The sequence below is a fragment of the Leucothrix arctica genome (genome assembly GCF_003172895.1).
Taxonomy (GTDB): domain Bacteria; phylum Pseudomonadota; class Gammaproteobacteria; order Thiotrichales; family Thiotrichaceae; genus Leucothrix; species Leucothrix arctica.
Genome location: NZ_QGKL01000029.1, coordinates 93652 through 112863 on the forward strand (window position 1 = coordinate 93652; position 19212 = coordinate 112863).

Genomic DNA, 19212 nt, shown 5'->3' on the forward strand with positions numbered 1-19212 from the left:
GTCAGTCATACCCGAAAGAACGTATCAGTTTTTTCTCACTATCGCTATTGAGAAACTCGGTCAATGCACTAGCTGCTGGGTTATCTGAGGCGGTTTTTAGTATCACGGCATACTGCTCAATGGCGGGGTAACAGTCGGTAGGTATCAACCAATGACTGCCCTGCTCACTTTCATCTAAATCTTTAATTTGTGACAGCGCCACGAAACCCAATGCTGCATTGCCTGTTTGAACAAACTGAAAGGTTTGAGCTATGTTTTCACCCATCACGACTTTGTCTTTTAGCGAATCAGTCAGCTCTAGTCGTGCTAATACCGACTTAGCCGCTGCGCCATAAGGTGCCAGTTTTGGGTTAGCCATCGCAAAGTAGTCAAAGTCACCCTGCTCTAGCACACCACGCAACGCTTCGGTGCTTTCCGTACTTTCCACAGCATCAGACTTCGCTGACCACAAAACCAAGCGCCCTTTTGCATAGATAAACTCACTGCCTTTAACAGCTAAGCCTTTATCTATAATTCGGGTAACTTTGTCTTTATCCGCAGAAAGGAATACATCAAACGGTGCGCCGTGAGTGATTTGTGCGAGGAGTTTGCCAGACGATCCAAACGCCAACTTAGCTTGGTGTCCAGTCTCAGCTTCAAAACGCTCAGCGATCACCTTCATCGGTTTTATGAAGTTAGACGCAACCGCCACCAATACCTCATCGGCAAATAGTGGCGGGGCACTCAGGCACAATAGTGCAAGCAACGCATTGTGCGCTAGCTTAGCTTTAGCGTAGCTCTGACAGTAACTGACGCATTTTTTTAAACGATTGATCATGTGCTTGGTCGGCGTTATCCACGTAACAAATTTGCTGGTAGATCAGCGAGAAGCTTCGAATAGTATCGGACTTTTCGGGCCACTGCGAGCTAGCAATTACCGCAAATTCGGACGGTGTTTGTTGTTGTTCACGAATAATACCGTGCTTCGCTAAACGCTTGCAAAACTTACGGTAAAGTTGATGTTCGTACGACTCGTAGCGCTGTCGTTTAAGCAGCCCTAGCATCACAAACCAGAATAGGAAAATGCCAATAAACAACGCACCAACCAGTGCAGCCAACGGTATAGAAGACATTTTATTGAGAATAGTCTGCAATAAATTTGCCTGTGATTCACTATCGTAACCTAACACCCAGCGCCTCCAGCCATATTGAATCGAGTCCATTTTTTTGCGAATGCCATCTAGCCATTCAAACTTTTGAGCAGAGAAAAACTGTCCTTCCAAGAACGAACCTTCGTGTGATAACGCCTCTTCTAAACCGCTTTCAACACGGCTTGGTGAAACCATTCCGGTTGGGTCATAACGCTTCCAACCCTGTCCTTTTATCCAAACTTCAGCCCATGCATGCGCATCGTATTGGCGAACAGCGAGGTACTGCCCTGCTTCATTCCACTCACCACCTAAGTAACCCACCACCATACGTGCAGGAATACCCGCAGCTCGCATTAAGTACACGAAACTTCCTGCATAATGCACGCAAAAACCGCGTTGTGACTCGAACAGGAACTTATCAATCGTATTGCTATTACCCAGTAATGGCGGCTTTAACGTGTAGTAGTATTCTTTCTCTGTGAAGCGCGTCATGACTTTGTTCACATAGTCTTCGTCGCTCGCAGACTCAGCGCGCCATTGCTTAGCGGCTTCACGTGTTTTGTTGTCACCCCTTGACGGCAGCGCTAACGCTAAACGTCTGGTTTGCTCACCCAGATTTAGATCTCGCTTAGCATTGGGATAGGTTTTGGCATTGAGTAAAAACGGCGTCACTACATCATTTTTTGCCATGATTCGGTAGTCACCAAGCTGCTTCACTTGCTTATCCAACGTGAGTGATGGCGTCAGTGTAAATAACCACGGCTGACCCGTTTTCTCATAAATCACGTCGTATTCTAGCGGCTCACCCTGCTGCGTAATATTCGTCTCGCTCCACGGCATATGCTGGTCGTAGTACATGCCTAACTCAAAGCTGTCGTAAGCATTATCAAGCTGTTGCCAGCTTTTACCGTCAAAGTTATTGAGTACCAAACCACGCCAATATAATTCATGCTGCGCGGGTCGCTGACCTTTAAAGCTCACTCGAAACGCTAACTCATCAGACTTTGCTAAGTTAGCAATATCGCCCGGTGTAATCGTGTCAGTCACACCCGTTTTCGCTTGGCTTTCAAAGCTCGGGATCACCCATAACGGGGAGAAACGCGGCATAAAGACAAACACTAAAATCATCAATGGCAGACACTGAAACAGCATCATGGTCGATAAGCCGAGGTTTGAACGGGTTGCGTTTTGGCTGAGTTGTTGCGCAGAAGACTGCTGGTTAGCAATCAATGCAGCCGTCAAAATTATCAACGCAACGACACCGTAAGCACCCGCTAATATCGACTGACTAAACAAGAAACCAACGGCCACAAGGAAGTAGCCGATAAACACCACAACTAGCGCATCGCGTTGCCGTATGACTTCCAATGACTTAAAAGCGAAGCCGAGTAATAACAGCGAGACCATGGCATCTAGCGATAACAAGCGCATACCACTTACCCAGATGCCCGCGACACCTAAGGCTAAGATAAATAAATTCAGTAATAATTTGGGTTGTGCCGCATTACCTTTGATGACGCGTATACGCCAGTAAGTGGCCACTAACATCACCGGAATCAACCAGATCGGTAAGAAAAATGCGAACGGCAGCATCACCACTAATTGCGCGGCTAGCAGCCAGATCATGCCTCGATAGGTGATCTGTTGTGAGATTTTGTAATGCTTATCAATCATTGCTCACCTCCTGCGACGGCAAACCGTATAGCGCAAGCGCAGTTAGGCACAACACTTTATGCGTTTCACCACTGCCCGGCTGTAGAACAGCACCAGGAATTCGTAGGCCAAATTGTCGTTGTTGTTCGTGAAATGACAATACCATCGACGACAGATGCGACAGTCGTAACTCAACACCGTTGATGTTTAAACTGTCCCAATCCAACCACAATTCCTGCCCTTCGTAATCAACAAAGGACTTGGTGTAGAGGTCACCTGTTTTTGCGTATTGTCCCCAATGAATATGCTTTGGTGAGTCACCTGCTTGGTACTCACGAACACCTGCAAAGTCATTGGAACCATTCAGTATTTCTACGCCATTCTCAGCTTCATCTTCAACATTACGGTTATCCGCTTGATTCGTTTGCTCAATCGGTTCTGGATAAACAATGCCTTCGACGTCCATGGTGATATACGACCATGCAGTCGCAAGTCCTGTGGGATAACGAGTAAATACGTCAATGCGCGGTGGCGAAAAACGGCCTCGCTCCTTAGTACTGTGAGAGAGTTTGATGCGTGTAGATTGCTGATCTAGCAAGTTTACTTCGACTAAATCTTCATTGCGCCACCCAAAGAAAATAGCACTTTTGCGTTGTTTTAATGGACGAGAAACTTCGAGTTCCAACACCATTTTTTCCCCTGCGAAACAAGGCTCAGCGGCAACGGCTTTGACGGTTAAGCCTGCAAGGTTGCGGTAGCAGTAAAATATATTGATAACTAACAAACCAATCAACCAAAAACACACCACGTAAACAAGTGAATTTTGGAAGTTGATACCGAGCAAAAACAGCAAAATAATCATCACGATCAACGCAAGGCTTACCCTACTCGGTAGGATAAAAATCTTGCGCTGCGTGAGGGTTACTTCTGCTGCTTTTGGTAAGCGTTTATTAACCCATTGGTCAAAATTAAACACCCACTCCCCCGACCACATCTACTGAGTTCAAAATGTGTCGAGCAAGCTGGTCGCCCTGAGTTTCACGACGGCCAACTAAACGATGACCAACCACTGCGACAAATACTGCCTGTACGTCTTCGGGTAATACGTGATCACGCCCTTGAATAAACGCCCAAGCCTGTGCGCTACGCACTAAAGCCAACGCGCCACGAGGCGACAGACCCAACAAACACAAATCACGCTGACGTGTTTGAGCAACCAGTCGCTGGATGTAATCTAATAAGGTTTCTGACACTTTAATCTTAGGCACAAGCGCTTGAATCGCGAGTAGATCTTCTTTGCTAATACACGACTGCATAGCAGCCAAAGAACCACGACCATGCTTGCCAAGTAATAACTGACGCTCCGCCGCTTGGTCTGGATAGCCCATCGACACACGTAATAAAAATCTATCTAACTGCGACTCAGGTAACGGAAATGTACCTGACTGGCTTTGAGGATTTTGAGTAGCTATAACGAAAAATGGCGCTGGCAAAGTATGTGTTTCACCTTCCACACTCACTTGTCGTTCTTCCATGGCTTCTAGCAAGGCACTTTGCGCACGAGGTGTCGCACGGTTGAGCTCGTCTGCTAAAAATATTTCACTAAAAATTGGCCCTGCGCGGAACTGAAACTGACTTTCTTTGGCATCAAAAACGGTTGCACCAATGACGTCTGCGGGTAGCAAGTCACTGGTAAACTGAACACGTTTATAGTCCAACCCCATCACATTGGCCAAACCATGTGCTAGCGTGGTTTTACCCATACCGGGTAAATCTTCAAGCAATAGGTGGCCACCGGCTAAAAGTGCGGTTAGTGAGAGTCTAACTTGATTCGATTTGCCCAAAATAACGTGGTTAAGTTGGGCAGTCGCTTTTTGAATTGACGCTTGAAATTGTTGGCTCACAGTGTGTTCTCAGGGGTTGTGTTATTTTTATATAGTCACAACTCTAGAACACACTTTAAGCAATTTCAATTCGACCTGCGGAGCGGTCTATTTCGGCACTTGTCGCTCCCTCGCAAAAGAGAGGACATCCTTGTCCGTTACTCCCTGACCATCCGTTGCGTCAGTGGTGAAGAGAATAGCCAGTCCTGAACTTATAGCTCGCGCCAAAGTTATTAAAGGTTGGTAACGGCAGATAAAGCGTAAGGTATTCATATCTACCCCCAATAGATGAAAGGAAGTAGTCCGACACACTAGGAATTTTTAGTATGACCCTGAAAATCTAACATATGAATAACAGGGACTTAAGAGAGTATGCATTGTGTAGATAGTTACCGAGCTCTATTCATACATAATATGAGTGAAGATGAGCAAGACTCTATGGTATTTGCAACGGCTAATAGTTTATAAGGTTAAAATTAGCTCATTGACTAGAAAACTTGCCAACTAAAAATTCTTCACACGGTTACCTCGAAACATTTATATGAACTTGGTATTCCCCTGTACAGTTCTGCTAGACTACTAACATTCGTCATATGTAACAGTATTACTAAATTTTTTTTTGACTATGTTACGCAGATCTTAAATCGTAGCTAATATTTGTAAAAAAAATTCATTGACTCCACCTGAGTAATTTAAAATGATCATTCAAGAAATATACTACTTCGATGCACGAAGAAAAATTGAAATAAAGGAAATGAAATTTGACAAGTTTAATGCATTAGTTGGTGTATCAGGTGCTGGAAAAACGACAATAATTAGAGCTATTGATGCAATTTTAAATATTGTTTCTGGGAATTCCGAGCCTGCAGATAATTGGAAGATTTCCTTTCTGGATGATGATAATAATGAAATAGTTTGGGAAGGTATTTATTCAAAAAATATTGAATTTGACGACAAAGGTGATGATATTTCTGAACTTACTGCAGAGTCATTGTTTAAAAACGGTGAAGAAATAATTAATCGGCGCAAGAGTAGTACAATTTACAATGGAGAAAAACTACCGGTTATTGATAAATACAAAAGCTTAATGTATGTACTTAGAGATGACCCTTTAATAGCTCCTATCTATAAATCGCTTAAGTCAATAATAATAATCTTGAATAATTCTACTGGACATTCTCATACTGGTGCAACAGCAATATTTAATCCAAAGTCAATTGAAAACACCAAAAAAAGAATAAATAGCAATAAAGAAGACATCCTGAAAATATTAAATGAAGAAAAAGCGAACTGTAGAAAAAGAATTTTTTACATTCATAAATACAGATCAGATATGTTTGATGAATTTCTTTTTACTTACACAAACATTTTCCCTGATGTAGTAAATATAATTCCTGAAATAAAAAGATCAAGATCAAATAAAAGCCCTAGAGATACTTCAGCTCTATACATTAAACTTAAAATGAAGTCTGGAGCAATAGTCGAACAGAGCGAGATATCTTCGGGTATGTTTAAAACTATGATGATTTTATCAGAGCTTATGTTTGGAAATAAAAAATCCCCAATAATTATTGATGAAATTGAAAACAGTTTAGGTATTAACTGTTTATCTGAGATTGCTGCAGAGCTGAAATCCTCTGAAAATCAGATAATAATCACGACTCATCATCCGCAAGTTATCGAAGGTACAGACCCTAAGTTTTATAGAATAATTAAACGCGACGGGGGGGTTATTACTTCAGATCCTGCTGAGGAAATAAAAGGCTCATCAAGTCACCATGATAGATTTATTCAGCTAATAAATAGCTCCCAATACAAAGGTTTTTGATTGTGAAATCATACTTTTTATTTGAAGGCTCAAGCTCAGAACCTCAAGTATATCCATACTGGCTTTCGGTTCTTTTACCCAATATTGATCAATACACCTCTGATACATATGAAAATTTCAAGAATTGTGACTCAGGATTTTTCTTCATTTCAGGAGAGGGATATCCACAAGTTTTACAACGAATTGAAAACTCAGTTAAAGATATTCAAGATATTGGCGACATTGATTATTTTTTTGTAGTAATTGATTGTGATGAATCAAATACTACTACTAGGGAGAATGAAATATTATCAACGATAAGTGATTATTTATTACCAGATAGGACACGTGTTATTCCAATAGTCCAAAATAGATGTTTTGAATCTATGCTTCTGGGTAATCAAAGGATAATACCTAGGCAAAGCACCCAACCTCCTCTTTCTCATTATATTAATTACTACGATACCAGCTCACACGACCCTGAGTTAATGGGAAATTTTAATGATAGTTTCACTCATGCTCAATTTCATGCAGTCTATTTAAAAAAAGCAACAGTTGCTAAAAGAATTAGATACGCAAAGAATAATTGTGTAGGTGTCATGAATGAGCCCTACCTAAACTCTTTGATTTTAAGGTTTAAAGAACATGGTCATATAGACTCATTTGGTAGGTTTATTTCTGCAGTAAACTCTATGAGAGAAAAGTTAGACTTACCTCACATCTAACTTTTTCTTCGTACCCCAAATACTAGCAATCACCGCTAAAAATAGGCACACTGCATCCGCCCATTTTCCTATTCTCTGGCGGATTCTTTACCATGGCTAAACTCTACTTTTACTACTCCACAATGAATGCTGGAAAGTCCACCACCCTCCTTCAGTCGAGTTTTAACTACCGTGAGCGCGGCATGGACACGCTGTTACTGACCGCCGCATTTGATGATCGTTTTGGTAAAGGCAAAGTCACCTCTCGCATCGGTTTATCGCAAGAAGCGGAGTTATTTCATGCTGAAGATAACTTGTTTGAAGTGGTTACCGACTACCATTTCACCACGCCTATTAATTGTGTATTGGTTGATGAGGCGCAGTTTTTGACTCAAGAGCAGGTTTGGCAGTTGAGTGACGTCTGTGACTCGTTGAATATTCCGGTGCTGTGTTACGGCATTCGTACTGACTTTCAGGGGCAGTTATTTACGGGTAGCCAGTGGTTACTTGCGTGGGCAGATGTGCTGGAAGAGTTGAAGACGATTTGTCACTGTGGCAGCAAGGCCAATATGGTGGTGCGTGTCGATGAACATGGTGAAGCCGTGAAAGATGGTACTCAGGTTGAGATTGGCGGGAATGATCGCTATGTATCGCTGTGTCGCAGGCACTTTAAAGACGCTTATTTAAAAACCGCTTAACAAACTGAGTAGGGATTATTTATGCTCATGATGACCTCTCTACACTAGAACCACCACGCGGTAGAATCAGCTATGGATTTAAAATACCAACAGCTCCAGAAAATACAACAAGGCAACCTTCTCCTGCGTCGCCTTAGAAAGTACGCTGCACTCTATGGCGTCGGTTTTTTCTTGTGGGTTGGTCATCTCTGGCAGCTACTGTTAGAACACTTAAAATACATCGATGCGACAACCAATCACTGGCTATGGCGCTGGACTATTGGCTTATTTCAAGGCCAGCCTCCTCCTAAAATTTACCCTATTGTTTACGCTATCGACATCATGGGATTAATCGTGTTTTTGGCTGCGACAACCTATGCCATTTATTGGATATACGCGGACTGTTACTGTCAGTCTATCGAAACACAGACGAAGGTTTCATTTAAAAAACACTTAGCGATAGCGGTAGTGGTGAATATCGTTACCTACAGCGTGTTGCGTTTGGTTGCCTGAACACTGATATAGTTAATGCTTACCGCCTCAGTACTACATTTATCATCTATATTTTCTAAACACTGCCAAAATACCCGCCTTCTCGACTTAAAAACTGAATGCGACTATATTTTACCAATGAATTTACGAATCGTATTCAATGGTAAACGTTTGACTAAGCGTGCAAAACTGACACGCGCCTTAGCAACACTGAGCCTTCTAACGTTACTGGCCGCCTGCCGGGCATCCGCGCCTCAAGCGATGCTGGAAGATTATGCCGCTCGCATGAGTACCGTATTGGATACTGAGATTAACTTATCACTGACTCAAGCTGCACTCACACTCCCTGCTTTCCCCGCTAAACGCGAGCGCTTGTTACAAACGACAGAGTTACGTGAGAACTTGTGGGATGTGTTGGATTTTCGGCAGTGCGACATGTTGCAGCTGATTTCAGAGCGCAACAGCTCACTGGGTAAAGTCATGCAGCCCAGCCAAAAGATGCGTTATGAATTACGCTTTATAAAGACGTTACAAAACTGTCGCGAGACGCTGAAAGCGATAGAAAATCCCGATGATACACAGCTTGCCTTTCAGTCTCGACTTGAGGAGATTTACCAGACCAAACGTGACAATTTATCGCTTGAAGTTTGGAACGGTATTTATGGGTCAAATGAAATTGACCAGCACTTTAAAGTCGGCAAACCACCGCTACCATTGACCGCAGATAATAATGGTCATGTGCAGCAGGCCTTCGAGCAACTGGCTGAACTAGCGACTCTCAGCAAGTTTGACGCCATTACCCTACCCGTCTGGTTAGATAAGGTTGAAGCGCCTTATGAAGTGATGCATCGCAGTGAATTTGGTTCACACTTGCTGAGCAGTTTGAGCATGATGACCCAAACGCTGGACCGTACCGCAGCAGCAATTGAGGAGCGACTTAAACGTAAACCGTTCTGTTTTCCAGACCATCAGCCACCTCACGCAAAGACGTTAAATAATGTATTTCATAAGTATTACGCAGGCAAGGTTCAGCCTTATATGGCAGTGATTCAACGTCAGGGAAAACCTTGGTTTGTGCTGCATGATAATCTGATGAGCCAGTTGCCAGCACCCTCTGCTATGCAAAACTATCAACAGCAAGTAGTGGGTGTAAGCGTTAAAAATAGTCTTTGGGGACAATGGGTGCAAGCGCGAAAACGGCATACAAACGCTTGGCAGAAGATTTTAGGGCAATGCAATATGATGCCGGGTGCTTCTGATCGTCGCTAGTTGCTCATCAAAATTGCCTAATTTTCTAATAAATGGCAAAGTAACGGCTTAATAAACGTTGAGCATAAAAAGTCATGATAATTAATAAAAAACTAGTGACCCTAACCCTATCAAGCGTTATTTGTGCGTCACTTGCTGGTTGTGGTGGTAGCAGCAGTGATACATCCGGGAGTAGTTTTAACGGTGGTGGCGTTGAAGAAATTATTGGTATCGCAATCACTCAAAGCAATGCTGATGAGATCATCGCGGATGGTATTGCAAACCCTATAAAACTCACATCAGATCTATTATATTTCGGAAATGAGTTAGATATTGACTCACTTGAAATAGCCTCTTCAACTGATAACTCCGCAACTTATAACTGTACGTCTGGAGGCACTGTAACCATTACTGAAGTAGGGACAACGACAACAACTTCGTCTTCGCTTGTCTTGGATTATGATAACTGCGTACAGGACGATGTGCACTTCCATGGTGAATCCGCCGTACAAACAACGATGACGTCAGGCACTCTGGCTGATTTTGGTTCGAAGGCCGATGATTGGCATGGGACAAAAACCTCGTCACTGACAGAGCTCGAAAGAACGACATCGACTTCTAACGGAACAACTAACGTAATCAATGGTGATATCGTTATTGAGTCATCCTACATCGCAGATACTCAGGTTTTTCAAGATCACTTGACCAGCGAAAACTTGTCTTATGATGTAACGGCTTCAGATGCGAGAGAGTCTAGTTACGACTTTAAAAACTTAAGTTTCGTATCTACTGAAGATGAAATTAATGGCACTGCAGTATTATCAATCAACTTCATCGCTGATCATGCTTCTGACGACTTTAACATTGGCGAAATGCAAATGGCTACTGAGCCTGCACTGACACTAGAGTCGAGCGTGTTACAAAGTGGAGAGGTTGTATTCACAACAGGCGTATCTTCACTTTTACTTGAAGCAGTTGGTAACGACAACATCGATGTAGCACTAGATCTTGACGGTAACAGTACTTATGACGTGACGCTGTCGAGCACTACATGGTCTTCATTTTTTGATTAAGACTTAACTGCCTTGAGTTAGTACATAGGGCATAAAAAAGGGGCTGTATTTACAGCCCCTTTTTCGTACCAAATAAACGAGTCCACTCTAACAAACAAGCATCCCGTTATTTCATTCTAAACAACTTAAAACGGCACAGGGTATTTACGGTGAATCGCGGCAATATCAGCCTTCAACTCATCGCTTAACTCAAGATCAAATGCATCAATATCTTCTTTCAACTGCGCCATAGTCGTTGCACCAATAATCGTCGATGTCACACCATCAACCTGATCACACCAAGCCAATGCTAGCTGAGCCGTTGTTATGCCATTTTTTTCAGCAAGCGCTTTGTACTCTTTCACCGCGTCATTCGTGACGTCATTATCACGGAACAACCAGTTACGCTGCTCCATCGTCCAACGACTACCTTCAGGGCGAGAGCCATCAATGTATTTGCCGCTCAATGCACCTGCCGCCAATGCCGACCAAGGCAAGTAAGCAACGTCAGCGTGAACACAATTCTCAATCAGGTACGGCCAATCCTTTGTGTGAAGCAGGCTAAACTCGTTTTGAATAGAGGTGACTCGTGTCAAATTGTGCTCTTCGCTCAAACGAATATATTCGTTAATGCCCCACGGTGAATCATCTGATAAACCAAAGTGACGGATCTTTCCTGCTTTCACGCTAGCATCCAGCGCCTGCAAAATCTCCAACATCTGTGCTGAATGAGCAGCAGTATCGACACTGGTAAAGTTAACCATGTTTGGGTGATGCTTCGAGAAATGTGGCGACTCACGGTTTGGCCAATGCAGCTGGTAAAGGTCAATATAATTGGTTTGTAAACGCGCCAAAGAATCATCGATAGCCTTGATAATTGCTTCGCCCGTAATCTCGCCACCATCACGAATCCACGGTAAACCCACACCTGCAATTTTAGTTGCAAGGATCACTTCACCACGTCGACTTGGGTTAGCGCCCAACCAATTACCAATGATGGTTTCTGTTTTTCCGTAAGTCTCTGGGCTAGGTGGAACCGCGTACATTTCAGCCGTATCCATGAAATTTACACCACGAGATAACGCGTATTCGATTTGCTCATTTGCGTCTTCTTGGGTGTTTTGTACACCCCATGTCATGGTACCTAAACACACGCGAGAAACAGATAGGCCACTCGAGCCTAATTTGCTGTATTTCATTGGGTCGTCCTATCCTTGTTCAGAAAAATTCAGAGTAGCACTAGGCTAACTCCAATGTAAGAAAAGCTATCAGTCGTAACTGACATTCAAGCCACTAGGCACAACGCTTTAAATGACGCTTAGATTGCTTGTTTTATGTATTCTACTCAAAATATTCAACGGTCTGTAATACCCTCACCTTTAAATTATTGGTTTTCATCAGCTCTGGGTTCAGTAAAAATCGCACCAAAATAAGGTAAGTATCAAGGTCAAAGTCGACGTTTTCATCGGGTGAACTCTCCGCATCTTTACTCAAGTCACACGTTTGGGCCTCTGCAAAAGTAAAGCCCAATTCATACAACTCTTCTTGGCTACTCACCGCACGAATATAACGCCATTCATTCAATAAATGCCATGCTGAGTTGTCTTCACCTTCACCGCGCTCTTCCAATAAAACAGCGCTAGGCCATGGCCAGACACGGTAACGCAGTTCTTTCAACGCAATACCCACCCGCTCATTATAAGCGTCTGATGCTTCTTTTTGACAGCAAGGGCCGAAGCAACGTTTTAACTGATAACCAAAACACGCGGTGCGCATGGCAGGCTTTTCACTTGTTTGTAGTGCGCAAAGCTTCTGACAAAGGAAATAGTATTGCGCCAGCTTTTCCAGTCGCTCGGTTGCCTGGTTACGCGTTCGAAACAGCCCAAACTGGCCTGATAATTGTGCATTACCCGATGTGTCTTTCACGGTCACAATGCGTATACAGTCGTAGCCCAACTCATCACGCACCTTTTGGAATTGATAGAGCTGTGTGACTTTCTTTAAGCGTCGATTGAAGTAAGGGTTTAACGCCTTAATTTCACGACTTTCCAATAGCTGAGCACCCAAGTCACTAGGGGTCGTTTTAAAATCAATGTGCGCTATTTTGCCGCTCATTTGTAAGTCTTTAGGGTTGCTATGATCGGAGTTGAAGTGACTCATCACTCGGTCACGAAGCGTCACCGACTTACCCACGTAAAGGATATTGCCTTGAGTATCATAAAAATAATACACGCCGGGGGTACGCGGCAGTTTATCTATTTCAGCCGCATCTAAGTGCATGGGTAACGCAGGACGTTTGAGTAACCCGATGCAAACAGCATCGATTTCTTGGTCGTCGTAAAGCTGACTCGCTTTCAAAAACAGCTTCCAAATCACCTCTGCATCGTCCATCGCGCGATGACGACTCTCGACGTTAAACTCAAATCGCTTGATAATTTCACTGAGACTGTGTCGCTTAAACTGTGGGAACAGCTTGCGACTCACCTTGACCGAACACAGGGGTTTAGTGCTGTATTTAATACCTACGCGATTAAACTCGTTCTTCAAAAAGCCATAATCAAACCGTGCGTTGTGGGCAACTAACACGCGGCCTTTCAGCTTCTCATGCAACTCATCTGCGATGGCTGAAAACAGCGGTGCATCCTTTATATTTTTAGGGTTAATGCCCGTTAGGGTCTGGATAAATTGTGGTAATGGCACCTCAGGGTCAACGAGTGTATTCCATCGTTCTACAATTTTGCCCTGCTCTACGATCAACAGGCCCACTTCAATAATACGGTGAAAGGTAACTTTACCACCGGTTGTTTCAAGATCTAACAACACCATCTGCTCGGGAAAACCGTCAGATACTGTTGTGCGTGGTGGTTGATCTTTAGGTTGAAGTAAGTCGAGTTGTTCAGTCATGAATAAGCGTTGCCCTTTGGCTCAAGTATTATTTATTGTGGACTATTTTTTATATGATTTATAGAAACCTGTTTAAACCTACGCTGTTAATGAGTTGATTGAAAATCTAACAAGATGGCAATATCTGAAATGTACAATTTTCATATATAATGGTTGATACAAATTGGTAAACGTAGTGTCTCATTAGTCACTGCGATCATGATTTAATAATTAAAAGTAAACTTAGGATAAATACATGAAATTAGTTCCATTAGCTTCTGCACTAGCAATATCAGCCGTATTTTCAACGGCTATGGCAGCTCCTCTTGAGTCGCTTGACCAACGTCTAAGCTACATCATGGGTTCAAATGTTGCGGCGCAGTTTAAGCGTGATGACATCAAATTTGACAACGAAGCGTTTCAACTAGCGATTGAAGAAGTGATGAATGATAAAAAACAGTCACTGTCAGATGCTGATAAGCAAAAAACGATTGCTGAGATTCGTAAAGTAAGTACTGAAAAGCAGGCTAAAAAAGCGGCTGAACAGTCAGCTAAAAACGTGAAAGCGGGCAAGGCTTACCTTGAAGAAAATGCTAAGAAAGACGGTGTTGTTGTCACTAAAAGTGGCCTTCAGTACAAGCAGATCACTGAAGGAAAAGGCAACAAGCCAAAGTCGACGGATAAAGTAAAAGTACACTACAAAGGTACGCTTATTGACGGGACTGAGTTTGATAGCTCTTACAAGCGTGGCCAGCCAGCGACATTCCCTGTGACGGGTGTTATTAAAGGTTGGATCGAAGCACTTCAGCTAATGAATGAAGGTGATAAGTTCCAGTTGGCTATTCCTTCTGAGCTTGCTTATGGCAAGCGTGGTAGTGGTGCGAAAATTGGGCCTGATACGACATTGTTGTTTGATGTTGAGTTGATTGAGATTGTTAAGTAAGCGATAAGACATATAGATTTTAGAGCCAGCTACTTTAGTTGTAGTTGGCTCTAATCGCTCCTCAGCTAAGACTACAACACGCCAATAAGCACCTTTCAAAACAAACCATTTATCTCTATCACCTTGACTAAGCGTATAGTTTTTGTATATATGTTAGCTATGCAAAGCAATGACGTTTTGTATAATCAGCGGCCTTACGAGCCACTGGCGGAGTTATCAAGTGTATGGATTAAAACAGAAAAATGGCGTATTGCTATTACTCAGTAGTCTCCTTATTGCTTCGGCACCTTCCGTAAGCGCTGCCAGCGCGCCAAGCTTCGAACAACGTCTCACCACATTTCTTACCAAACTCAGTCAGCCTATTCTTGCCTCATCTACCCACAAACAAGCGTCTATCCCTAGCGCCAACATCCAATATCAAGGTTGTCAGAACTACCCGTATCACAATACTGGTAGTGCACAGACCAGCCATAAAGTACTGACCAACGACATAAAACAAGGCTTAGAAAAAGGCCTCTCTTGTTTAGCGGGTAAAAGTCCAGCGGGCCAACTACACCCTTACCACGAGTACCAAGCACTAAAGCTCATGAAAGTGCTAGAGAGTGATAAAACTAAAACGGTACGCTGTGTTGAAGACGAGATTTTTGCCTACGCTATCGCGAATACACCTGTAAACCCTCACCGAAAACCACACCCGCAAGACAAACTCACCGCTGGTTTGCCCTACCCCGGTATTCTTGTGGATACCTTTCGTTTGAGCGGCGCTATTTCTAATAAACATGACGAGGCGACTTATCGCGACTTTTACAACTTGGATGATGAACAGATAAATGTCATTAATACGGGAAAGCCGTTGAAACTTGCAGGAATGCATCGTTATAAAAAGCGCGATGGTTTGATGTTTCATGAAATGATTCATTGGCTGGGGCATGAACATTCGAGCATTTACCCTGATACGACTCACCTTTATGAAACTTGCTGTTTTGGCGGCAGTGACTTCATTTCGGACGAGACTAAGAATAAAAACTTTCAGCAGCAGGCCTGTAATATTTTGAAAGACGATGAGTTGTGGGGGAAGTCAGAGTACCAGCAAATGAGACTTTGGAAGTACAAAGAATATGATCAGCTTAAGCGCGCTATGCGTGGGTATAGCGATTAATCCACCCATGTCATACTTTGGGAAGCCGAGACACTATTACAAACAGCAACTGATGGCACTAAAATAACCACTCAGCATTGTGCCTATCCGATAGACTCAGAAGAACTATTTGATATGCTATCCAAAGCTGGCTTTAAAACAATTGAAGCCTCTCCTATCGAAGAAGCCTTATACGTCGATGCCTACTTAGCATTTAAGTAGGAGTCATTATCAGGAGCACCTCTACCATGAACAAGTTTAAGTATGGCGCATCGTCAACACTCGTTGGACTTGAGAAAAACAAAGCACACCAGTTTGCACTGAGTCACAGCATGATGCTGCACTCAAAAAATGCTTTGTATTCATTCATCCCCAAAAACGCCTGCTCAACACTTCGCCTCAGCGTAGCAATCTACAATGGTTTTGTTGAAGACACTGATCATAGACACTGGATTCACGCTAATAATCACACCTTTAACGCAACACTCGGCGAGGCTATAAAGACAGACTACACCTTTGTTATTTTACGCTGTCCGTTCCGACGTTTAGCGTCTGTATTTTTAGACAAATTTGTTGCCAAAGAGCCTGATGCTTGGCAGTACCGCAGCCTTTTAGATTACAAGGTAAAGCTGGATGACTTAACCTTTCGTGAGTTTGTATTTTCTCTTCAAGACGCTGATATTATAGAAGAAAATATTCATTGGCGAGAGCAAAGTGCATTTTTGATTTATCAGCAATACTCAGATTACTTCTCACTTGAGCAGCTACCCAAAGCGATTAAAACACTAAAACAAACAATCAACTTTGATGTAGTAGATGCACGCTCTCTAACGAGTCACGGAACGGGGCATTATGATTCACTGAATGATCAGTCCTATGCAGATATTGCTGCTTTTGATATAGCCCTGATGAAACGTAGTGGGCAATGCCCTTCTCATGAGTCGCTATATGACAAAGAGTTGATAGAAGTTGTGAAAGAACTTTATGAGAAAGACCTAGAGTTGTACGTAGAGAAATTTGGAAAGAGTGATTTATTGTTTTAAGGGATATGAAGGTTCGTCATTCAGTAGTAACACTCGCTCGTTGATTTAGGCGCTCCCAAAACTCATTACCTACAGCAACAGAAGGGCCAGAACTTAAGCCTTCAGCAACGCATGCTCAAGCTTTTCCTCAACAGCTCTCTGCTTATCAGCGCGGATCAATGCACTAATATAATCACTTGGGTTGTTGTAGTCAGAGTGACTCGCCTGCTCTTTTACAAATTTTTTAAGCTACCGGACAATGAAATATTTATAGTCGCCTTGGCATAACTCCCTGTTTAATAAGGCCAGACTAGCATTGGGGAAAAGTTTGTCAATTTATGAAAAACACAGTTTATAAAAACTGACGCTGTTACACCTACTTAAAAGTAAACCTTAAAATCTTGCATAGTGAATAACCGTCCACTAATCTCTTGCTTGATAAAGCCACATAATTCACAAAGTTTGAGTACTTATCACCAATGGATTCGATTTTTATTAGTTATAGCCACCAAGATGAAAAATGGAAAGACCGTATCCAGAGCCACCTAACTGTGCTTGAAAAAAACGACAAGCTCACTATTTGGGATGATAGACAAATCGCACTCGGTGGTGACTGGCTAAACAATATTGAACAGTCGCTCGAAAAAGCTACGATTGCACTGTTGTTGGTAAGTCGCCACTTCTTAAACTCTGACTTTATCCGCAACAAAGAAATCCCTGAGTTATTACAACGTAGCGAGCAAGATGGCTTAAAAGTAATACCTGTAATGCTGACACCCTGTAGCTGGCAACAAGTTACTTGGCTATCAAAAATTCAGGGATACCCAAAAGACAATAAGCCGCTATCAGGTTTGACGGAACACCAGATTGATGAAGCACTGGCAGCACTCGGTAATCGTCTAGTCGAGACTCAACCATCAACTCCCTCAAGCACAGCAGCAGCAGTGTATACACCAATCACGCCATCACATAACGTTTCTAGTACCTCTAATATAAATGCGAATGACAACGCTCAACCCATTGTTGCTAACGACAGTGCCAACATCACCGTCAACAATAACCAAGGGATTTCCCTAGAAGAGTATGAAGCAGGGTTACTACGACAAGAAAAACGCTTGCGTGAAGAGTTTCGTAACAACACGGGAAGCCCGACAGAACTAAAACGTCTAAAAGCTCAATTAGATGCGGTCTCTGACAACCTCCTCAACCTACAAAGTAGCTATGAGGAATCTCAGAAACTCCTTCAAGAAGCTGATCAAGCACTGGAAATACTCAAAAACGAACTACCTGTCGCGCAAGTAAAAAAAGCACAAGCTCTATTGGCAAAGAATGATACAGGAGCAGCCAAAGAAGCATTTAATGATATCGTCGAAAAAGGCAGCCCCTCAATGGCATTGGCAGCCTATGAAAGCGGTAGACTGGAAGAAAATGACATCAACTACGATAATGCAATGAAGCAATATAGCATCGCGGTTACGCTTGAGGATAGCAATCCAGACTATCTTTCAGCTGCGGGAACGATGGCACGCACACTAGGTGACTACTCCACATCACGAAAATGGCTTGAGATTCTACTGAAATTACGAGAGCAAGCTGGCGGTAAAACAATAGATATTGCATATGCTCAACATGATTTAGCTTGGGTTTATGAAGATATGGGCGAATATAAAAAAGCAGAGACTTTATATAAGCGCTCAATCTTTATAAAAGAGAGCTCGATGGGAAAGAATCACCCGGAAGTGGCTACTACTTTGAATAACCTAGCTGGGTTATATCAGACACAAGGCGAGTACCTAAAAGCAGAACCAACCTTTCAACGCGCACTTGATATCACAGAAAAGTCGATTGGAAAAGAAAACACAGACTTCGCAAGAACTTTAAATAACCTTGCTTTGCTTCACAAAGATCAAGGTTATTATGAGAAAGCGCAACCACTCTTTCAACACAGCCTCAAAGTCTTTGAAAAGTCATTTGGTAAGGAACACCCAGATATCGCAGTAGCTTTAAGTAATCTCGCTCAGTTATATTGTGAGCAAGATAAGTATGAAAAAGCAGAGTCCCTCTTTAAGCGCTCTCTAAAGATAAGTGAGAAGTATTTCAACAAAGATCATCTGGAGATAACAAAAACCCTAAATGGTCTTGCTGGCTTATATCATAATCAAGGCAAGTACATTAAGGCAGAGTCACTATTTCAACGCTCCCTTAAAATCTATGAGAGCTCTCTTGGTAAAGAGCACCACTATGTCACAGTCACTCTAAACAATCTTGCTTGGCTGTATCAAAACCAAGGCAAATATGAAAAATCGGAACAGCTCTTTCAACGCTGCCTTCAGACCAAGGAAAAGTCTCTAGGAAAAGAACACCCTTCTCTCGCTGTGACTTTAAACAACTTAGCCTTACTTTATGATAAACAGGGCAAGCTGGAGCTATCACTTGTCTACATTAAACGTGCAATCACTATTTTGGGGAAAAAGCTTCCTGTCACACACCCTCATTTGATGCACAGCAATCAAACCCTTAAGTTTCTCCAAGCCAAACTAGCCATCAAATAAAGGGGGCTGCAAAAAGCAGCCCCCTCTT

16 protein-coding genes are annotated in these 19212 nt (G+C 42.7%); 10 read left to right on the forward strand and 6 right to left on the reverse strand.

The annotated features are described in order from the left end of the window. Position 1: 1 nt before the first annotated feature. The 4 genes from modA to DKT75_RS09565 are packed head-to-tail and all read right to left on the reverse strand — an operon-like array spanning position 2 to position 4687. Complete coding sequence (modA, locus tag DKT75_RS09550) at positions 2-817, reverse strand: molybdate ABC transporter substrate-binding protein (protein ID WP_109823202.1); 816 nt, start codon at positions 815-817, stop codon at positions 2-4. After that, positions 768-2804: a transglutaminase TgpA family protein gene (locus DKT75_RS09555; protein WP_109823203.1), complete on the reverse strand. Its 2037-nt coding sequence runs from the start codon at positions 2802-2804 to the stop codon at positions 768-770. Before DKT75_RS09555 ends, modA begins: the two co-directional genes overlap by 50 nt. Next, entirely contained in the window at positions 2797-3759 is a 963-nt protein-coding gene (locus DKT75_RS09560) for a DUF58 domain-containing protein (protein ID WP_245923152.1), read from the reverse strand. The genes DKT75_RS09555 and DKT75_RS09560 overlap by 8 nt, the downstream gene beginning before the upstream one ends. Next, entirely contained in the window at positions 3752-4687 is a 936-nt protein-coding gene (locus DKT75_RS09565) for an AAA family ATPase (RefSeq protein WP_211665325.1), read from the reverse strand. The genes DKT75_RS09560 and DKT75_RS09565 overlap by 8 nt, the downstream gene beginning before the upstream one ends. 676 nt (positions 4688-5363) lie before the next feature. Between DKT75_RS09565 and DKT75_RS09570 the strand changes: the two genes are divergently transcribed. The 6 genes from DKT75_RS09570 (at position 5364) to DKT75_RS09595 (ending at position 10667) form a co-directional block, all read left to right on the forward strand. Continuing rightward, on the forward strand, positions 5364-6494 hold the full coding sequence (locus DKT75_RS09570) for an AAA family ATPase (RefSeq protein ID WP_109823205.1): 1131 nt from the start codon (positions 5364-5366) through the stop codon (positions 6492-6494). A 2-nt stretch (positions 6495-6496) separates the two neighbouring features. Next, positions 6497-7198 (forward strand): hypothetical protein, encoded by a 702-nt coding sequence (locus DKT75_RS09575; RefSeq protein ID WP_109823206.1) that lies wholly within the window; start codon positions 6497-6499, stop codon positions 7196-7198. Positions 7199-7290: 92 nt separating this feature from the next. Then, positions 7291-7875 carry a thymidine kinase gene (locus DKT75_RS09580; RefSeq protein ID WP_109823207.1) on the forward strand — a complete coding sequence of 195 codons (585 nt, stop codon included), beginning with the start codon at positions 7291-7293 and terminating at the stop codon, positions 7873-7875. A gap of 72 nt (positions 7876-7947) precedes the next feature. Further along, positions 7948-8367 carry a hypothetical protein gene (locus DKT75_RS09585; protein ID WP_109823208.1) on the forward strand — a complete coding sequence of 140 codons (420 nt, stop codon included), beginning with the start codon at positions 7948-7950 and terminating at the stop codon, positions 8365-8367. A gap of 117 nt (positions 8368-8484) precedes the next feature. Next, on the forward strand, positions 8485-9615 hold the full coding sequence (locus DKT75_RS09590; RefSeq protein WP_158278828.1) for a DUF3080 family protein: 1131 nt from the start codon (positions 8485-8487) through the stop codon (positions 9613-9615). Between the two features lie 74 nt (positions 9616-9689). Further along, entirely contained in the window at positions 9690-10667 is a 978-nt protein-coding gene (locus DKT75_RS09595) for a hypothetical protein (protein WP_109823210.1), read from the forward strand. Between the two features lie 125 nt (positions 10668-10792). Here DKT75_RS09595 and DKT75_RS09600 read toward each other — a convergent pair whose 3' ends face one another. Together DKT75_RS09600 and DKT75_RS09605 are read right to left on the reverse strand one after the other, a co-directional pair. After that, a complete protein-coding gene (locus tag DKT75_RS09600; RefSeq protein ID WP_109823211.1) occupies positions 10793-11845 on the reverse strand; it encodes an aldo/keto reductase in 1053 nt (350 codons plus the stop codon). Between the two features lie 142 nt (positions 11846-11987). Further along, positions 11988-13550, reverse strand: coding sequence for an exonuclease domain-containing protein (locus tag DKT75_RS09605; RefSeq protein WP_109823212.1), 1563 nt, complete (start codon positions 13548-13550; stop codon positions 11988-11990). 235 nt (positions 13551-13785) lie between these two features. On the opposite strand from DKT75_RS09605, the gene bamJ reads away from it, so the two are divergent. From bamJ to DKT75_RS09625, 4 genes are all read left to right on the forward strand, one after another. Further along, on the forward strand, positions 13786-14472 hold the full coding sequence (gene bamJ, locus DKT75_RS09610) for a BamJ family beta-barrel-assembly machinery protein (protein ID WP_281271413.1): 687 nt from the start codon (positions 13786-13788) through the stop codon (positions 14470-14472). A 220-nt stretch (positions 14473-14692) separates the two neighbouring features. Next, on the forward strand, positions 14693-15631 hold the full coding sequence (locus DKT75_RS09615; RefSeq protein ID WP_109823213.1) for a hypothetical protein: 939 nt from the start codon (positions 14693-14695) through the stop codon (positions 15629-15631). Between the two features lie 227 nt (positions 15632-15858). Continuing rightward, positions 15859-16653, forward strand: a complete 795-nt coding sequence (locus DKT75_RS09620; RefSeq protein ID WP_109823214.1) for a sulfotransferase family 2 domain-containing protein — start codon at positions 15859-15861, stop codon at positions 16651-16653. Between the two features lie 458 nt (positions 16654-17111). After that, positions 17112-19184 carry a toll/interleukin-1 receptor domain-containing protein gene (locus DKT75_RS09625; protein ID WP_109823215.1) on the forward strand — a complete coding sequence of 691 codons (2073 nt, stop codon included), beginning with the start codon at positions 17112-17114 and terminating at the stop codon, positions 19182-19184. Positions 19185-19212: the final 28 nt, after the last annotated feature.

Bases quoted from the DNA above. Each gene is read 5' to 3' on its own strand.
- modA (WP_109823202.1), bottom strand. From the start codon at position 817: ATGATCAATCGTTTAAAAAAATGCGTCAGTTACTGTCAGAGCTACGCT.
- DKT75_RS09555 (WP_109823203.1), bottom strand. From the start codon at position 2,804: ATGATTGATAAGCATTACAAAATCTCACAACAGATCACCTATCGAGGC.
- DKT75_RS09570 (WP_109823205.1), top strand. From the start codon at position 5,364: ATGATCATTCAAGAAATATACTACTTCGATGCACGAAGAAAAATTGAA.
- DKT75_RS09580 (WP_109823207.1), top strand. From the start codon at position 7,291: ATGGCTAAACTCTACTTTTACTACTCCACAATGAATGCTGGAAAGTCC.
- DKT75_RS09585 (WP_109823208.1), top strand. From the start codon at position 7,948: ATGGATTTAAAATACCAACAGCTCCAGAAAATACAACAAGGCAACCTT.
- DKT75_RS09590 (WP_158278828.1), top strand. From the start codon at position 8,485: ATGAATTTACGAATCGTATTCAATGGTAAACGTTTGACTAAGCGTGCA.
- DKT75_RS09595 (WP_109823210.1), top strand. From the start codon at position 9,690: ATGATAATTAATAAAAAACTAGTGACCCTAACCCTATCAAGCGTTATT.
- DKT75_RS09600 (WP_109823211.1), bottom strand. From the start codon at position 11,845: ATGAAATACAGCAAATTAGGCTCGAGTGGCCTATCTGTTTCTCGCGTG.
- DKT75_RS09605 (WP_109823212.1), bottom strand. From the start codon at position 13,550: ATGACTGAACAACTCGACTTACTTCAACCTAAAGATCAACCACCACGC.
- bamJ (WP_281271413.1), top strand. From the start codon at position 13,786: ATGAAATTAGTTCCATTAGCTTCTGCACTAGCAATATCAGCCGTATTT.
- DKT75_RS09620 (WP_109823214.1), top strand. From the start codon at position 15,859: ATGAACAAGTTTAAGTATGGCGCATCGTCAACACTCGTTGGACTTGAG.
- DKT75_RS09625 (WP_109823215.1), top strand. From the start codon at position 17,112: ATGGATTCGATTTTTATTAGTTATAGCCACCAAGATGAAAAATGGAAA.